At 49.4% G+C, this 16,234-nt stretch carries 14 protein-coding genes; 2 read left to right on the plus strand and 12 right to left on the minus strand.

Annotated elements, in window-relative coordinates:
- Nucleotides 1–57: 57 nt before the first annotated feature.
- The 11 genes from smc to CHI14_RS07795 form a co-directional block, all read right to left on the minus strand.
- The gene (smc, locus tag CHI14_RS07745) at nt 58–3,633 is read right to left on the minus strand and encodes a chromosome segregation protein SMC (protein ID WP_095287859.1); all 3,576 of its coding nucleotides are present in this window, start codon (nt 3,631–3,633) and stop codon (nt 58–60) included.
- 196 nt (nt 3,634–3,829) lie between these two features.
- Nucleotides 3,830–4,528, minus strand: coding sequence for a ribonuclease III (gene rnc / locus CHI14_RS07750; protein WP_095287860.1), 699 nt, complete (start codon nt 4,526–4,528; stop codon nt 3,830–3,832).
- 13 nt (nt 4,529–4,541) lie between these two features.
- Entirely contained in the window at nt 4,542–5,780 is a 1,239-nt protein-coding gene (gene fabF, locus CHI14_RS07755) for a beta-ketoacyl-ACP synthase II (protein ID WP_095287861.1), read from the minus strand.
- Nucleotides 5,781–5,958: 178 nt separating this feature from the next.
- A complete protein-coding gene (gene acpP, locus CHI14_RS07760) occupies nt 5,959–6,192 on the minus strand; it encodes an acyl carrier protein (RefSeq protein ID WP_024630176.1) in 234 nt (77 codons plus the stop codon).
- A 152-nt stretch (nt 6,193–6,344) separates the two neighbouring features.
- Nucleotides 6,345–7,094: a 3-oxoacyl-[acyl-carrier-protein] reductase gene (gene fabG, locus CHI14_RS07765; RefSeq protein ID WP_095287862.1), complete on the minus strand. Its 750-nt coding sequence runs from the start codon at nt 7,092–7,094 to the stop codon at nt 6,345–6,347.
- Between the two features lie 37 nt (nt 7,095–7,131).
- Complete coding sequence (fabD, locus tag CHI14_RS07770; RefSeq protein ID WP_095287863.1) at nt 7,132–8,064, minus strand: ACP S-malonyltransferase; 933 nt, start codon at nt 8,062–8,064, stop codon at nt 7,132–7,134.
- A 27-nt stretch (nt 8,065–8,091) separates the two neighbouring features.
- Complete coding sequence (locus CHI14_RS07775; protein WP_095287980.1) at nt 8,092–9,081, minus strand: beta-ketoacyl-ACP synthase III; 990 nt, start codon at nt 9,079–9,081, stop codon at nt 8,092–8,094.
- An 8-nt stretch (nt 9,082–9,089) separates the two neighbouring features.
- Nucleotides 9,090–10,085 (minus strand): phosphate acyltransferase PlsX, encoded by a 996-nt coding sequence (plsX, locus tag CHI14_RS07780; RefSeq protein WP_095287864.1) that lies wholly within the window; start codon nt 10,083–10,085, stop codon nt 9,090–9,092.
- Nucleotides 10,082–10,630 (minus strand): transcription factor FapR, encoded by a 549-nt coding sequence (gene fapR / locus CHI14_RS07785; protein WP_221192561.1) that lies wholly within the window; start codon nt 10,628–10,630, stop codon nt 10,082–10,084. Before fapR ends, plsX begins: the two co-directional genes overlap by 4 nt.
- Nucleotides 10,631–11,046: 416 nt before the next feature.
- Complete coding sequence (gene rpmF, locus CHI14_RS07790; RefSeq protein ID WP_090923906.1) at nt 11,047–11,220, minus strand: 50S ribosomal protein L32; 174 nt, start codon at nt 11,218–11,220, stop codon at nt 11,047–11,049.
- A 63-nt stretch (nt 11,221–11,283) separates the two neighbouring features.
- Entirely contained in the window at nt 11,284–11,790 is a 507-nt protein-coding gene (locus tag CHI14_RS07795; protein WP_095287865.1) for a YceD family protein, read from the minus strand.
- A gap of 454 nt (nt 11,791–12,244) precedes the next feature.
- On the opposite strand from CHI14_RS07795, the gene hmpA reads away from it, so the two are divergent.
- Both hmpA and CHI14_RS07805 read left to right on the plus strand, forming a co-directional pair.
- A complete protein-coding gene (gene hmpA, locus CHI14_RS07800; RefSeq protein ID WP_095287866.1) occupies nt 12,245–13,483 on the plus strand; it encodes an NO-inducible flavohemoprotein in 1,239 nt (412 codons plus the stop codon).
- Between the two features lie 255 nt (nt 13,484–13,738).
- The gene (locus CHI14_RS07805; protein WP_095287867.1) at nt 13,739–14,971 is read left to right on the plus strand and encodes a nucleotidyltransferase; all 1,233 of its coding nucleotides are present in this window, start codon (nt 13,739–13,741) and stop codon (nt 14,969–14,971) included.
- A 152-nt stretch (nt 14,972–15,123) separates the two neighbouring features.
- On the opposite strand, the gene CHI14_RS07810 is transcribed toward CHI14_RS07805, so the two are convergent.
- Nucleotides 15,124–16,164 carry a SepM family pheromone-processing serine protease gene (locus CHI14_RS07810; RefSeq protein ID WP_095287982.1) on the minus strand — a complete coding sequence of 347 codons (1,041 nt, stop codon included), beginning with the start codon at nt 16,162–16,164 and terminating at the stop codon, nt 15,124–15,126.
- Nucleotides 16,165–16,234 lie beyond the last annotated feature (70 nt).

Genomic DNA, 16,234 nt, shown 5'->3' on the forward strand with positions numbered 1-16,234 from the left:
TACGTAATCTTAGTGCTGTTTATTTAATTAACAATTTCTGATGCATGATTGAATTCTTTAAGCACTGGCTATTTCGGCTTCCTCATCTTCCAGTCTAACCGAAACGAGCTTCGATACTCCGCCCTCTTCCATGGTGACACCGTATAGTACATCTGCTTCTTCCATTGTGCCCTTCCGGTGAGTAACAACGATAAACTGTGTCTGTTCGGAGAATTCCCGCAAATACTGGGCGAAACGTACCACATTGGCCTCATCCAGCGCTGCTTCGACTTCATCCAGCACACAGAACGGTACTGGCTTCACGTGCAAGATGGCGAATAGCAGGGCCATTGCCGTTAATGCGCGTTCTCCGCCAGATAAGAGCTGCAGGTTTTGCAGTTTTTTGCCTGGTGGCTGGGCAACGATATCAATTCCGGTTTCCAATAGCCGTTCCGGGTCCATCAGAACCAGATCCGCACGCCCACCGCCAAATAGCTTGGTAAATACCGTACCGAACTCACGGCGGATTGCATCAAACGTTGTCTTGAAACGTTTAGCCATCTCATCTTCCATCTCACGGATGACCTGGTACAACGTCGTTTTAGCTTCCACCAGATCATTTTTCTGCTCATTCAGGAACTCGTAACGTTCGTTAACCCGCTGGAATTCCTCAATCGCCCCTAGATTGACTTCACCCAGAGCTGAGATACTGCGCTTAAGCTTCTGTACTTCGGCCTGAGTGCTCTCTACATCTTCCGGTACTGGATATCGTTCTTTCGCGAGCTCATAACCAAGTTCATAGTCGTCCATCAGTTTACGCAGTATGTTTTCGAGTTCAACATCAAGCCTGTTTACGGAAATCTCCGTCTGACGCATCTGTTCCTCTACCGCTTTTAACTGTGTACGCTGTTCCTTCGTTTCACTCTCAGCAAGTTCAAGCTTCTTCGACAGCTCACTTCGTGCAGCTCGCTTGAAATCCAGCTGCTCGGAAGCTTCCGTTTTCTTCAGCTTGAACTGGTTCAGATCTTCAATCTGTTTGACGCTCTCCACCTGCGTTTTCTTCAGGTCTGCTTCCATGGAAGCCAGCAGTGTCCGGTTTTGACGTAAATCTTTGACCAGCGACTCCACTTCACGCTCCAATCGGCGCAGCTGCTCCTCATTTGAGAACCGTTCCTGATCCAGTTTCCCTTCTCTGACTTTCAATTCGGTCAACTGGCTCTGCAGCTCTTCCTTGGCAGACTCATTCGCTTTGCGGGCAAACTCTGCAGCATGGATGGCACGGTGAGTTGCCTTCTCTTCCTCTTCAAGCTGCTCCAGCTTCTGCACAGCTGCTTCGCGTGCCGTATCCATCTCTTTGATTTCTTCAGTAAATCCACTTTTCTCCTGGCCGGCTACCGCAACCTGTTCCAACACGTGACGCAGCTCGTGCTCGACCTGTTTCATTTCCATCGATGCCTGCTGTTCGGCATTTCGTGTATCATCACCTGATTGACGCAGTTCATCCAGCTTGTCCTGGCATTGTTCCAACTGGGTTTTCACATCATCAACACTGCGGTGCAGCTTCACAATCTGGTTTTCGGTATCCAAAATATCCTGATCCAGTTGATCCAGCTGCCGTTTCCGGCTGAGCAGACTTACATTTTTCTTGTGCTGGCTTCCTCCTGTCATGGAACCGCCCGCATTGACTACATCCCCTTCAAGGGTCACGACGCGGAAACGGTACTGACAGCGTGCCGCAATTTTATTCGCGTATTCCAACGTTTCAGCAATGATGACATTCCCGAGCAGGCTTCCAATGATATTTGCATAACGGGAATCGAAGTGTACAAGATCCGCACCAATTCCCACGAAACCATCCATGCCTTCGATCATGGAACGCTCACTGGAACCAACGGTGCGTGGACGAATGACATCAAGCGGCAGGAATGTGGCCCTGCCGAGCTGGCGCTGCTTAAGGAATGCGATGGCCTGTCTGGAGACCGACTCGTTTTCCATAACGACATGCTGAAGTGCAGCACCCATTGCCGTTTCCACAGCCAATTCGATTTTTTCAGGAACTTTAACCAGTTCCGCCACGGCTCCATGTACACCACTAAGAGTGCCTTTGCGAGAAGCTTTGAGGACTTCTTTAACCCCAAGCATAAATCCGTCAAAATCATCCTGCATCTCTTTCATCGTATCCCGGCGGGATACCTGAGCTTCGCGCTTCTGTTCCCATTTTCGAACTGTGCTGCGACTCTCTTCCAGCAGCTTCTGCAAAGATTGCAGACGTTCACTTTCAGTTATATATCCGCCGCGCAAGTCACTGATCTCTTTACCCAGGCGGACTACTTTTTTCTGAATCTCGGCTTTTCGAGCTTCGAGCGTTTCCTTCTGCTCTTCCCACTTGCCGGATTCTTCGGATGCACGGTTCATGCGACGTTCAAGCGACTCTTTCTGCTGATCGGCGTATCGGATCTCGTTGCGCGTCTGAGCCATCTGGTTCATCAGTTCCAGCAAATTCCCCTTAAGGCTTTCTTCCTGCTGCTGGCTGATTCCGCCCGTAACGCCAATGAGCTTCGCTTCTTCTTCAGACAGACGGTTTCGCACGTCACCCAGTTCCTGCTCCAGATTGCCAAACTTCTCACGTAATGCAAGCAGCTCAGCCTCACGTTCCCGATGTCGTTCTTCACTCGCAGCAAGTGTAACCGTGAGCTGCTCATGATTGGTTTGCAGATGACGAGAACGTTCTTTGAGCAATTCTCCAATACCTTCACTTTTCTCTGTTGCTTCACTGAACTGCAGCAAGGCAGATTGCAGCTCTTCCGTCTCCGTTTCCAAGATTCGCAGTGCATTCCGGTCGCTCTCCAGCTTGGCATCATGTGTGGAAACAATTGCTGCAAGGCCGACTTCTTCTTCTTTTAGCGACTGTAGCCGTTCATTCGCCTTGCTCCAGGACGCATGAATCTGTTCGATCTGGTAGACATACATGGAGATTTCCTTCGATTTGAGCTGTCCACGCAATTCCTTGTAGTGAATTGCTTTTTCCGACTGCTCTCTCAATGGGCCAATCTGGTCCTCCAGTTCTGTAACCAAATCGTGAATACGCAGCAAGTTCTGCTCCGTCTCGTCCAGCTTGCGTGTAGCATCCCGCTTACGGGATTTATACTTGACAATACCGGATGCCTCTTCAAAGATACCCCTGCGATCCTCGGAACGAGTACTCAAAATTTCCTCGATACGTCCCTGTCCGATAATGGAGTAAGCTTCCTTACCGATCCCGGTATCCATAAACAATTCCGTTATATCCTTCAGCCGACAGGACTGTTTGTTGATAAAATATTCACTGTCCCCGCTGCGATGTACACGACGTGTCACTGTCACTTCACCAAAATCAAGGGCAAGCGCGTGATCTTCATTATCCAGCGTTAACGACACTTCACCGTAATTGACGGCTTTTCTTGCATCGCTGCCGGCAAAAATGATGTCTTCCATTTTGCCGCCCCGTAGGGATTTGGCACTTTGTTCCCCAAGTACCCAGCGAATCCCGTCTGAAATATTACTCTTGCCACTTCCGTTCGGACCCACTACAGCCGTAATGCCGCGAACGAATTCCATCTCTGTTTTGTCGGCGAATGACTTGAATCCACCCAGTTCAATTCGTTTCAGAAACATAGGGTATCCCGTCACCTCCTCTTGCTTATTTCATGTGCTCCTTCAGCGCTGATCTTGGATTAGGAGTGAATCATTTTTCCCAATCCTCTCTTTACAAAAAAAAGAGCAAAAAGCAGTCCGGCCGATAATTTCCGCCGGGGCGGACCCGAGGGGCTGCTCTTTGCTCTTCGTTTGTCTATGCGCTACCCGGTAAAGCTCAGGCTTCCGGAAGCTTCAATCGATCAAGCGCTGCGGATGCAGCCTGCTGCTCGGCTTCCTTTTTGGAACGTCCTGTACCTCTGCCAAGCCGTTCTTGACCCATATGGACCTCCGAGACAAACTCACGTTCATGGGCAGGGCCCCGTTCTTCGACGATCCGATACTCAAGAGCTCCCATATTGTGATGCTGAGTGAGTTCCTGCAGTTCCGTCTTGTAATCGCTCATCTGAAGCTTGCCGCCCAGAACGATCAACGGAAAAACATGCTGGTCCAGAAACGTTCTGACTGGCTCCAGTCCCTGATCCAGATACAATGCACCGATGAAAGATTCAAACACATCAGCCAGCAAAGCCGGCCGTGTTCGTCCTCCCGTCAGTTCCTCACCTTTACCAAGAAGTACATACTGACCAAAACCAAGTGCTTCTGCAAATTTGACGAGGGAAGGCTCGCAGACAATAGATGCCCGCAGCTTCGTTAATTCACCTTCCGGACGGTTAGGATACAAATGATACAAGTATTCCGATACAGTCAACTCAAGCACCGCATCGCCCAAGAACTCCAGACGTTCGTTATCCTGGTGCTGACTGAATCGGTGTTCGTTTACATAAGAAGCATGGGTAAACGCTTGTTTTAGAAGCTGCCTGTTGTCAAATTTGATTTGAAGTTTGTGTTGTAACTGCTTCAGATCTTCACTCAAACGAACTAGCCCCTTATGCTTCAAATTTTTTGAGAATAATGGTGGCATTGTGACCGCCGAATCCAAACGAGTTGGACATGACTACGTTCACGTTGGTTTCACGCGGAACATTCGGAACATAATCCAGATCACATTCCGGATCCTGGTTTTCCAAATTGATCGTAGGTGCGAGTGTCTGATGAGTCAGAGACAATCCGCAAATTACGGCTTCCACGCCACCAGCTGCACCCAGCATGTGACCTGTCATTGATTTAGTGGAACTTACTGCAAGCTTGTACGCGTGATCACCAAACGCCTTTTTGATCGCCAGTGTTTCGGATCGGTCACCTACAGGAGTTGATGTACCATGTGCATTGATGTAGTCCACTTCTTCCGGTTCAATTCCGGCATTGCGAAGAGCCATCTTCATGCAGCGTGCTGCTCCATCCGGATCCGGCTCAGTCATATGATGCGCATCTCCAGTCAGACCGTAACCGATCACTTCACCGTAGATACGTGCACCACGTTTTTGAGCATGTTCCAAGGATTCCAGAATCAGAATGCCTGCTCCTTCACCCATCACGAATCCGTCACGTCCTGTATCAAAAGGACGGCTTGCCTTAGCCGGTTCGTCATTGCGTGTAGACATCGCGCGCATTGCACAGAAACCAGCCAGACCCGTTGGCCGGATTGTCGCTTCCGCACCACCGCAGATCATGGCATCTGCATCCCCATTTGCAATCATCTTGAAAGAGTCTCCAATGGAATGCGTTCCTGTAGCGCAGGCTGTTACAACGTTGGTGTTTGGACCTTTAGCTCCAAGAGAAATCGACATTTGGCCAGAAGCCATGTTAGAGATCATCATAGGGATGAAGAATGGGCTTACCCGTTTTGGACCTTTTTGCAGCAATGCATTGTGCTGGTCCTCCCAAGTTCCCAATCCGCCAATACCTGATCCGATGGATACACCAAAGCGCTCGGCTTCGATGTTCTCATTAATCTTCAAACCACTGTCTTCAACAGCTTTGAAACCAGCTGCTACAGCAAATTGAACAAAGCGGTCCATTTTGCGAGCATCCTTGCGATCCATATATTCATCCGGGTTGAAATCCTTAATTTCGGCCGCAATTTGTGTCGTGTATTCACTCACATCAAAGGCCTCAATCTGAGAGATTCCGGACTTGCCTGCCATTAAACTTCCCCAGAACGTTTCCAAATCTTTTCCGAGCGATGTCATTACGCCCATTCCGGTAATTACTACTCTTTGTTTCAAACCGACTCACCTCTATATCGACTGCTTGCGCAATTATTTTGTGGGAATATCCGCAAGCGGATGCTCACCCATCCCGATCCGAAAATCAAGCTGGATCAGCATCGCTGCGGAATGAGAAAAACCAATGAATGATGAGAAGTCCCGCCTGTTCGAAAACAGGTGCGGGACTGAATTGACTTTAGGTATGAGATTGTATGTAGTTTACAACTTCACCTACGGTCGTGATTTTTTCTGCATCTTCATCAGAGATTTCCAAATCGAATTCATCTTCCAATTCCATGACCAATTCTACTACATCCAAAGAATCAGCACCCAAATCTTCTTTGAAAGATGCTTCAAGTGTAACTTCAGCTTCGTCTGCGCCCAAGCGGTCGACGACGATGCGTTTTACACGCTCCAATACATCGGACATCCGGTTCACCTCCTCCTTGGTATTATACGAGAATCGCAGGCAAAATGCCATAGAAGACATATGCGGCTCCCGGCCGGGGAATCCGGCCTTTTTCCGGCATTTCGGATCGTCCAGCGCCTGTTCCCCGACTATTAATTTAAGTCCGGGACGTTTTACATGTACATGCCGCCATCGACGTGCAATGTCTGCCCTGTCATATAGGATGAAGCTCCCGATGCCAGGAATGTAACAACTCCGGCAATTTCATCCGGCTGACCCAGTCGGGACAGCGGAATGCCACTCAGCATACCATCTACGAGTTCCTGTGACAATTCCTTGGTCATATCCGTCTCAATGAACCCAGGTGCTACACAGTTAACCGTGATGCCACGGGAAGCGAGTTCACGAGCGGACGCCTTGGTCAGACCGATGACCCCCGCTTTGGCAGCAACATAGTTGGCTTGTCCGGCATTACCCAGAACACCAACAACAGAAGAGATATTGATAATTCTGCCCGAGCGTTGTTTCATCATTGGACGAGTAACGGCTTTAAGGCAGTTAAACACCCCTTTGAGATTGGTCTCAATAACCTGGTCAAACTCTTCCTCTTTCATGCGCATGATCAGATTATCACGTGTAATCCCCGCATTGTTAATCAGAATGTCCACATTGCCCCAGGCTTCAAGAGTAGTCTTGACCATTTGTTCAGCTTCATCCATTACTCCAACATTCGCCTGAATGGTGATGGCCTGAACTCCCTTGGCACGAATCTCTTCCGCCACTTCTTCAGCAGCAGCCTGACTGCCTGCATAGTTTACGGCTACATTCGCACCAGCTTCAGCCAGAGCAAGTGCAATGCTGCGGCCAATCCCGCGGGAGGCCCCTGTTACCAGTGCGTTTTTACCTTCTAACGGTTTAGACAACCTAATTCCTCCTTTCCCCAAATAACCTGTCATTCAATCACTTTAATGCAGCTGCAGTAGCTTCAAGCGTTTCAAGACTGTTCACATTGTACAATTTTACGGATTTATCTGTTTTTTTAATCAATCCGGTCAATACACTTCCAGAACCAATCTCAATGAAGGTATCTACACCTTGCTCAATAAGCCATGTCACACTGTCTTCCCATAAAACCGGAGAATAGACCTGTTCGGTCAACAATTGTTGAACCTGTCCATTTTCCACAGGTCTTGCTGTCACGTTAGCGACTACCGGAACCTTGGCTGGCGAGAATGTTACGGTCTCCAGCTTCTCTGCCAGTTTCCCAGCAGCTTCCTTCATCAATGAGGAATGAAAAGGACCGCTCACTTCCAGTGGAATGGCACGCTTGCCGCCAGCTTCTTTCACCCGTTCCGCTACGGCAGCGACACCTTCCTTGACACCGGAAATAACAATTTGACCCGGACAGTTCATATTAGCAAGCTCAACCGCGTGACCCGTTTCGGATACGTCCCGGCAAAGCACCCCCAGCGCTTCCCGATCCGCACCCAGAACAGCAGCCATTGCTCCCTGCCCGCCTGGTACTGCTTGTTCCATATACTGACCACGTGCCCGTACAATGTTCACGGCGTCAGCAAATGTCAGAACGCCCGCTGCAACGAGAGCACTGTATTCACCCAGACTGTGTCCAGCCGTATAGTCGGGCTCTATCCCTTTTTCTTTAAAAGCCTCAAGCAATGCAATACTCGCAGTAAGCAGAGCCGGTTGCGTATTTGATGTCTGTTTCAACTCGGTCTCTGGTCCTTCAAACACGAGATTGCTCAGCGAGAAGCCCAGCACATCATCGGCTGTACGGAAAATTTCTGCTGCCGCAGGCACGGACTCATACGCGTCCTTGGCCATGCCTACAGCCTGTGATCCCTGTCCGGGAAATACAAATGCGATTTTGCTCATTAGATTTATCTCTCCCAGCTATCTAATTTACCAAACGAGTACAGATGCACCCCAAGTCAGTCCGCCCCCGAACCCAACCATCAAGATGGTGTCGCCGGCTTTCATGCGGCCCTCTTCAGCTGCCTCCACCAATGCAAGCGGAATGGATGCTGCCGAAGTATTGGCGTATTTGTCTACGTTGACAACCACTTTTTCTTCCGGAAGCTCAAGTCGCTGCATGGCGGATTGAATGATACGAATATTGGCCTGATGAGGAACAAACAGATCCACGTCCGTGCGCTCCATGCCTGCTTTACGCAGAACTTCATCCGTTGCTGTACCCATAACACGTACGGCAAATTTGAACACTTCACGGCCATTCATGTAAATATAGTGTTTTTTATTCTCAACCGTCTCTGCGGATGCAGGCAGACGGGAACCGCCGCCCTCCAGTTGAAGCAGGCCGCCTCCAGCACCTTCCGCTCCAAGGTCAAACGATTTGAATCCGCGACCTTCAGGAACTTCGCCAATAACGACCGCGCCTGCTCCGTCACCGAACAATACGCATGTGTTACGATCTGTATAGTCCGTGATCCGGGATAGACAATCCGCGCCAATAACAAGCGCGTTGTTATACATGCCACTTTGGATAAAGCTGGTTGCTGTTGCCAGGCCATATACAAATCCTGAACATGCAGCGGACAAATCAAACGCCGCAGCGCCTTTGGCACCGAGCTTATCCTGCAAAATGCAGGCCGTAGACGGAAATGCCGAGTCCGGCGTAATGGTTGCTACGATGATCAGATCCAGATCACTGCCTGTCATTCCAGCAGACTCAAGCGCCTTCATCGCTGCTTCGTATGCCAAGTCCGAAGTCGCCTGATCCGGAGCTGCGATATGACGTTCCTTGATCCCAGTGCGGCTAACGATCCACTCGTCATTGGTATCTACCATTTTCTCAAGGTCACTGTTGGTCAAAATTTTCTCCGGTACATATTTACCTGTACCGATAACCCCTACCGGGCGCAAATTATTCATGTCGTCACTCACTTCCCGCTAATTTCCTTAGATATGCTTTCCACCAATTGGTTCTGCACTGCAATTCTAGCTTGGCGGACAGCGTTTTTGATCGCATTGCCATCCGCTGATCCATGACTCTTGACAACTAGTCTGCTCAACCCTAGAAGCGGCGCACCGCCATGCTCGGTATAATCCAGTTTCCGTTTCAGGCCGCGCAGCTCAGGCATGAGCACCGCTGCAGCCAGTTTGCTTTTGAGCGAAGATGAGAACTGTTCCTTAAGCAAAGCGAAGATGGCACCTGCTGTGCCTTCCAGCGATTTCAGCAATATGTTACCGGCAAATCCGTCACAGACAAGCACGTCACATGCACCTGTAAGTACATCGCGAGCTTCCACATTACCGACAAATCGAATCGGAAGCTGCTCTAGTAGCGGATATGCGTGCTTCGTTAGTTCATTCCCTTTGCCCGGCTCCGTTCCGACATTGAGCAATCCCACTCGGGGTGAGTCGACTCCTTGTACTTTCTGCCGATATAAGCTACCCATAAGTCCATATTGTGCCAAATGTTCGGGCTTGGCATCCATGTTAGCACCCAGGTCAAGCGCAAGCACGCCAACATCATCTATTGTTGGAATCATAGGTGCAAGTGCCGGTCGTTCAATACCTTCCATGCGGCCGACCACGAGCAGGCCGGTTGTCATAAGCGCCCCGGTATTACCTGCAGAGATCATGGCATCTGCTTCGCCTTCCTTAAGCATGCGGCCCGCGACCACCATGGAAGCATCCTTTTTGCGACGAACGGCCTTAACAGGTTCGTCATCCGAACCAATCACTTCCGAAGCATGACGGACTGACAGGTTAGCCGGCTTGATCGTTGACTGATTCAAAAGCGGTTCCAGCTTGGCTTCATCGCCAACAAGCACGATCTGTGTATCTGCCCATTCCGTGGCGGCAGCTATTGCACCTTCTACCGTTGCCTGGGGTGCATGATCGCCTCCCATGGCATCTATGACGATTTTCATTCCAGATGACCTCCCTCTAGGCTGTCGTCTCCACCCGAACGGTAGATGACAAAGTTGCCTTGAAACACCATTTCCTCACCTACATAGGTGAACACTTCAACTTTTGCTTTCCCCTTTTGACCCGAGATCGATCTCACATACGCTTTCGCAATACATTTCTCGGCCAGGTGAACCGAACGAACAAATCGAATATCGGCCGAAGCCGTCAATGCAATCTCGTCATTAATGACAGCGACTGCCAGGGAGTTAGCCTGGGCAAATACATAGTGACCACGAGCAATTCCCGTCCTAGAAAATACATGCTCTTCCTTAATCTCAAACAAGGAGATCCCACTTTTGTCCAGCTGCAAATCTACAATATCACCGATAATCTCATGCAGAGGCAGCGAGCGTACCTGGTCATACGAACGCTCTGCCATCAGTTTCATTCGTTCACGAAGCTCAGGAATCCCAAGCTCCAGCCGGTCGAGGCGAATCGTTTGAATACTCACCTTCAACTGGCGTGTAAGTTCCTGATCCGTTACAAACGGATTATCTTCGATCATTTTGGTCAATTGCTGCTGCCTCTGTCTCTTCGGTACACGTTCGATGCCTGACACCCCCCGCTGTATCGTATAAGAAAGCGTCCCATGCCGGTCCGTTCTATCGTTTCATATCGTTCTCTATAATTGAACCTCTAACCACCAGAGGTTTTTCAACACACAATTTTATGGTTCTTCTCTATGTAACCCCAAATCTTAGAACCTGGTACTAAAGCATAGTATATCTCATCCTGTGTCAAAAAGAAAGACTGGGCGGGCAAAAACCATTCTGTGCTGAACAGCCGCCCTCCTGCATTCTACTAATCTTTCTTCTTGAAACAGTTAACCAAAGTCAGCCATTCCCCTAATACGAATACTAATTTGAACATTCAAAAAAAGTAGTACCTCATCGAAATGAAGTACTACTTGATGTCTAACTATTATTGAGAGATGATCTCTCTTGCTTTGTACGTTCCGCACACTTTGCACACGTGGTGAGCAAGCTTCAATTCGCCGCATTGTTCACATTTCACCATGCCCGGTACAGCCAATTTAAAGTGAGTGCGACGTTTGTCGCGACGCGTCTTGGACGTTCTCCGTTGAGGTACTGCCATTATTCCCACCTCCTTATCAAAATCAACCTTTGCAGGTAGTTGTTACACTAGATTTTCATTTGCTCATTTAAAAAAATCCTTGAGCCCTGCAAGCCGCGGGTCGATAACTTCGTTATCGCAACCGCAGTCACCCTCGTTCAGCTCATGGCCACACTTTGGACATAGCCCTTTGCATGTATCGCTGCATAGCGGTATAAACGGTAGGTGCAGCAGAAAAGCTTCCTCGGCATATAGCTTCAGATCGATGTCCTCTCCATCCACATAGACAGTATCATCTTCTTCAGACAAGTCCTCCGGCTGTTCTCCCTGCTTGAATTGCTCATGAAAATCAATATGAAGATGTTCACTAATCGGCTTGAGACAACGTGAGCACAACATGTCCACTCCTGCTGACACTTTGCCATGAACATCCACCACGCCCCCCGTTGCTTGTTCTGCAGATAAATCCGCAGTCAGCGGGGTAACGGCTGTGATATCTTGTCGGTTAGAAATCAGTTCCTTAATATCCCACTGTTCATTGAACTGCAGGGGTCGGTCACTGATAGCCACTTTGCGAAATGGCAATAACATTTCCCATCACTCCAAACGAAACCAATTTCATAATTCATGTTAAATGCTTTACGGCAGTTATACAGATCAAGTCTGATCGTTATGCACTTCATATCTTGACTGTATGTATTCTGACGATTCATCGTTAAAAGTATTATGAAATTGACTTAACAAACAAAAATCATTATACCGATTTTCCAAGACGTTTGTCAACACTTTTAACTTTACACCCTTTTGGGAAAGAAAGATACCCGAACGATAAAAACACTCTTCCGCATTATAAACTTTCTCTCCGCCAGACTACAAGCTAATCCTTTTACTTGCATGACGGACACATTTCTTTAATGATTCGTGTGATGTAGATCACACGTCCCCCTTTAGACCCTATCTATACTTGCTATATGCCACGCATAATAGATACATGGCGCAAGGTTATCCATCTAATTTATCAATCCATTTATGGGAGGAAAAATCCATGTTAAGCGAAAATACAATTCGAGTGATCAAATCCACCGTACCTGTACTTGAAGTTCACGGAGAGGCCATTACCAGCCATTTCTATAAAACGATGTTTGCACATCATCCCGAACTGCTGAACATTTTCAATCACGCTAACCAAAAACAGGGACGGCAGCAGGCCGCTCTTGCCAATATGGTATACGCTGCTGCACTGCATATTGATAATCTCGCCGCAGTCCTGCCAGCCGTGCGTCAGGTCGCGCACAAACACCGCAGTCTTGGCATTACCCCGGAACAATACGAAATCGTGGGCACCTATTTGCTGAAAGCGATCAAGGATGTGCTGGGTGATGCTGCGACCGAGGAGATTATTGCTGCGTGGGCCGACGCCTACAATGTCATTGCGGGTGTCTTTATCGGTTTAGAGAAGGATCTATACACAGCCAGCGAAAACCAAAATGGTGGCTGGGAAGGTTTCCGATCATTCCGGGTTGCCAAAAAGGTGAAAGAAAGCGACCTGATTACTTCCTTTTATCTAGTGCCAACAGATGGTAATCCCATAGCCACATATCAACCTGGACAGTATATCAGTCTCCGGATGAAACCTGAGGGAAATGCGTATGCCCAAATTAGACAGTACAGTCTTTCGGACGCTCCAGGAAAAAAGTATTATCGCATTTCCGTTAAACGTGAGAGTGCTCGGATGGAACGACCAGATGGTGTAATATCGACCTATCTGCATGACCATATCACTGAAGGAGACTTGGTCGAATTGTCTGCTCCTGCAGGCGATTTCACACTGAACCCGGAGGATTCACGCAATGTCGTATTATTAAGTGGTGGCGTCGGGCTCACTCCGATGATCAGCATGTTGAACACTCTGGTTGACAGTAATGTCCAGCGTTCAGTCACTTTTGTTCATGCTGCCCTAAATGGCGAAGTTCATGCTTTCCGGGATCATGTAAATACATTGGCAGAACAGCATGAGAACATACAAGCCTTTTATTGTTATGCACAGCCAACACCAGATGACCGCGAGCAATCGCGTTTTCACAGAGAGGGTTATATCGATGCAGCCTGGCTGTCACAGATGATCCGCGAGCCCCTGGAATCCGATTACTATTTGACCGGTTCTGTCTCCTTTATGCAGACAATGTATGCGGCACTAGGCGAGATTGGCGTTTCACCTGAGAATATTCATTATGAGTTCTTTGGACCCAAAACAAACCTGATTCCTGCATCGGAAGCCATTTAATTTATCTCCAGAAAAAATAATAAAGGATCAGCAGTGACTCCCCTGAAAGCACGGGACGTATTCATCTGAATGCGACTCCGTGCTTTTTTGACGTTTTCTACCGCTTTTATTTGAATAAGGATGCTCGTATCCCCTATTATTAAGCAAGACGTTTCTGCTAGGCGAAGCAGCAATGACATTAATCGACCAATGGGAACAACATCCCAGTCAGGTATTGAAGATATATAACATTGTTATTGAAAGGAGTGCCCGAAGATGAAAGCTGTAGGTGTGATTGTTGAATATAATCCGCTGCATAACGGACATGTCTATCACTTGAATGAGGCCAGGCGGCTAAGCGGAGCAGATGCCCTTGTGGCCGTCATGAGCGGCCCTTTTCTCCAGCGCGGGGAACCCGCCATTGTGGGAAAAAGGGCTCGTACCGAGATGGCGCTGCACGCAGGCGCCGATCTGGTGATTGAGCTGCCGGTTGCCTATGCGGTACAACCGGCGGAATGGTTTGCCTTCGGTGCGGTTTCGCTGCTGCACCGCACCGGGGTCGTGGACTCGCTCTGCTTCGGCAGCGAGTCCGGCGACCTGGACAGCCTGCAGCGCATTGCGCGCGTGCTGGCTGTGGAGCCCGCAGGGCTGCGCGAGGACATCGCGCGCCGCCTGCGGGAAGGCGCCAGCTACCCCGCCGCGTACGCAGGCGCGGCTGCAGCGCTGGCGCCCGGCGGCGTGAGCGAAGATGCCGCCGCCGCACTGCTCGGGCAGCCCAACAATTCGCTTGGGCTGCACTACCTGATCGCGCTGGAACGACTCGGCAGCGCGATCCAGCCCTTGACGACGGCACGCACCGGTGCCGCGTATCATGAGGCGACGCCCGGACCGGGGGCGATCGCCAGTGCAACAGCCGTCCGCCGCCTGCTGATGGCGGACGGGCCCCAGGCCGCCGCGCCGTATGTGCCGGCGGCAACACTTGCCATTCTGCAGCGCGAATGGCAAGCAGGACGCGCTCCCGTGCACTGGGAGCGCTTCGCCCAGCCGCTGCTGCACACCGCGGTGACCCGCCGTGCCTCCGAGCTGGCAAATATCGCCGAAGTCACGGAAGGATTGGAGCACAGGCTGCTCCGCACACTGGCTCAGCTTCCGGAGCCTTCGGTCGAATCGCTGCTGGAAGCACTCAAAACCAAACGGTATACGCGCACCAAGCTGCAGCGGATGTTGACCCATGTTCTGTTGAATCATGCCAAGGCCGAATTGACTCCGGACCAGCTAGCCGAAGGACCCGGTTATCTCCGTGTCCTTGGATTCAATTCACTGGGCCAAAGTCTGTTGAAACAGATGAAAACGGCTTCGTCCCTGCCTGTTGTGCTGAAACCGTCTGCCTTCACTCACAACCAGCTGGAGCTTGATGTGCAGGCACAAGCATCATATGCCCTCTCTTATGAGCAGACGGACACACGGGCCATGTACAGCGACTATTATGAGCCACCAGTTCGATGCTAAACGTTGTACAATAAATTGTTCATAGATGTTCTTATCAAAAAAAATCCCCTATGTCATGTCGTTTATTCAAACGATCGCATAGGGGATTTCAGATTATTTACTCTTATTCGTTCGTGAAAACATGCTTGCTCCAATCATTCTCAATTCCAACTTTATGATTTGGCAGACAATGTTTTCAGATAAGCCAAGGCATCGTCTACCGTATTCACAGGAACCAGCTTCATTTTAGTGCCAATCTGTTCCGCTTTGGCTTCGGCTTCCTGATAATTCTGTTTCGGAACGAAGAAAATCTCTGCCTCTTTTCGATCCGCAGCAACGATTTTATGCACCACACCACCAATGGGACCGACTACGCCTTCTTTGGTGATCGTGCCCGTGCCGGCAATTCGATGACCTTGGGTAAGGTCTCCGGGAGTAAGCTGATTATAAATTTCCAGGGTGAACATCAATCCGGCGGAAGGACCGCCAACCTGAGTATCCGTAAACGTAATTTGTTTATTCGAATCTTCGGGTTTTACTTTCTGAACGGTTCCGATCATTACACCCAAGCCGGGCCGGGTATCACCCGTTTTGCTGTCTTTTACTTCAATCAGCTTCACATCACGGCTAATCGTCTCGCCTCCGCGTTCCAATTGCATTTCTACCGTATCTCCCACTTTTTTGTCCTTCAACTGAGCAGATAATACGGTGTTATCCGGTGTAGCTGTGCCATTCACGCCGAGAATAATGTCGCCAGGAGCAATATCTCCCTGTGGCTTCGGATCCTCTGATAAGCCAAACACGAAGATATGTTCAGGAACGATGGAATACTTAACACCCGCCTGCTCATAAGCCGCTTCCATGGCGGAAGATTGGGAATCACTCATGAACCATACCTGTTCGGCAGAGTACTCTGCTTCCGTTTTTCCTTGCAGGCGGTCTTCCTTTTTGTCAATTTGCATATTTCGGTTAAACAAGGACGTACCCAGCAAAAACACATTGGCATACGTTGCCGACACCGTCGTCATCATGAATACACCACGTTCTTCCTGGTCCCCATCCTTAACCGTAACCATCGGTTTTACTTCATCCGCGCTGCCAGGCATATAGATGATATATGGCGTTGGCATATACACTGCAACATAGACAACCAGAGCCACCACGATCACAAAGATCGAAGCTCTGAAGCCGCCAGATTTTCGAATCCGATTCATCGCATGAGCCCCCGTTCTTTGCGTTTCTTCTATAATTATAAGTCTAACATCCTCAATCTCACGCATACAA

This window comes from Paenibacillus sp. 7516 (assembly GCF_002272715.1).
GTDB classification, from domain to species: domain Bacteria; phylum Bacillota; class Bacilli; order Paenibacillales; family Paenibacillaceae; genus Paenibacillus; species Paenibacillus illinoisensis_A.

Excerpts from the sequence above, each read along its gene's own strand:
- smc (WP_095287859.1), bottom strand. The coding sequence starts at position 3,633 with ATGTTTCTGAAACGAATTGAACTGGGTGGATTCAAGTCATTCGCCGAC.
- acpP (WP_024630176.1), bottom strand. The coding sequence starts at position 6,192 with ATGTCCGATGTATTGGAGCGTGTAAAACGCATCGTCGTCGACCGCTTG.
- fabD (WP_095287863.1), bottom strand. The coding sequence starts at position 8,064 with ATGAGCAAAATCGCATTTGTATTTCCCGGACAGGGATCACAGGCTGTA.
- CHI14_RS07775 (WP_095287980.1), bottom strand. The coding sequence starts at position 9,081 with ATGAATAATTTGCGCCCGGTAGGGGTTATCGGTACAGGTAAATATGTA.
- plsX (WP_095287864.1), bottom strand. The coding sequence starts at position 10,085 with ATGAAAATCGTCATAGATGCCATGGGAGGCGATCATGCACCCCAGGCA.
- fapR (WP_221192561.1), bottom strand. The coding sequence starts at position 10,630 with ATGATCGAAGATAATCCGTTTGTAACGGATCAGGAACTTACACGCCAG.
- rpmF (WP_090923906.1), bottom strand. The coding sequence starts at position 11,220 with ATGGCAGTACCTCAACGGAGAACGTCCAAGACGCGTCGCGACAAACGT.
- CHI14_RS07795 (WP_095287865.1), bottom strand. The coding sequence starts at position 11,790 with ATGTTATTGCCATTTCGCAAAGTGGCTATCAGTGACCGACCCCTGCAG.
- hmpA (WP_095287866.1), top strand. The coding sequence starts at position 12,245 with ATGTTAAGCGAAAATACAATTCGAGTGATCAAATCCACCGTACCTGTA.
- CHI14_RS07805 (WP_095287867.1), top strand. The coding sequence starts at position 13,739 with ATGAAAGCTGTAGGTGTGATTGTTGAATATAATCCGCTGCATAACGGA.
- CHI14_RS07810 (WP_095287982.1), bottom strand. The coding sequence starts at position 16,164 with ATGAATCGGATTCGAAAATCTGGCGGCTTCAGAGCTTCGATCTTTGTG.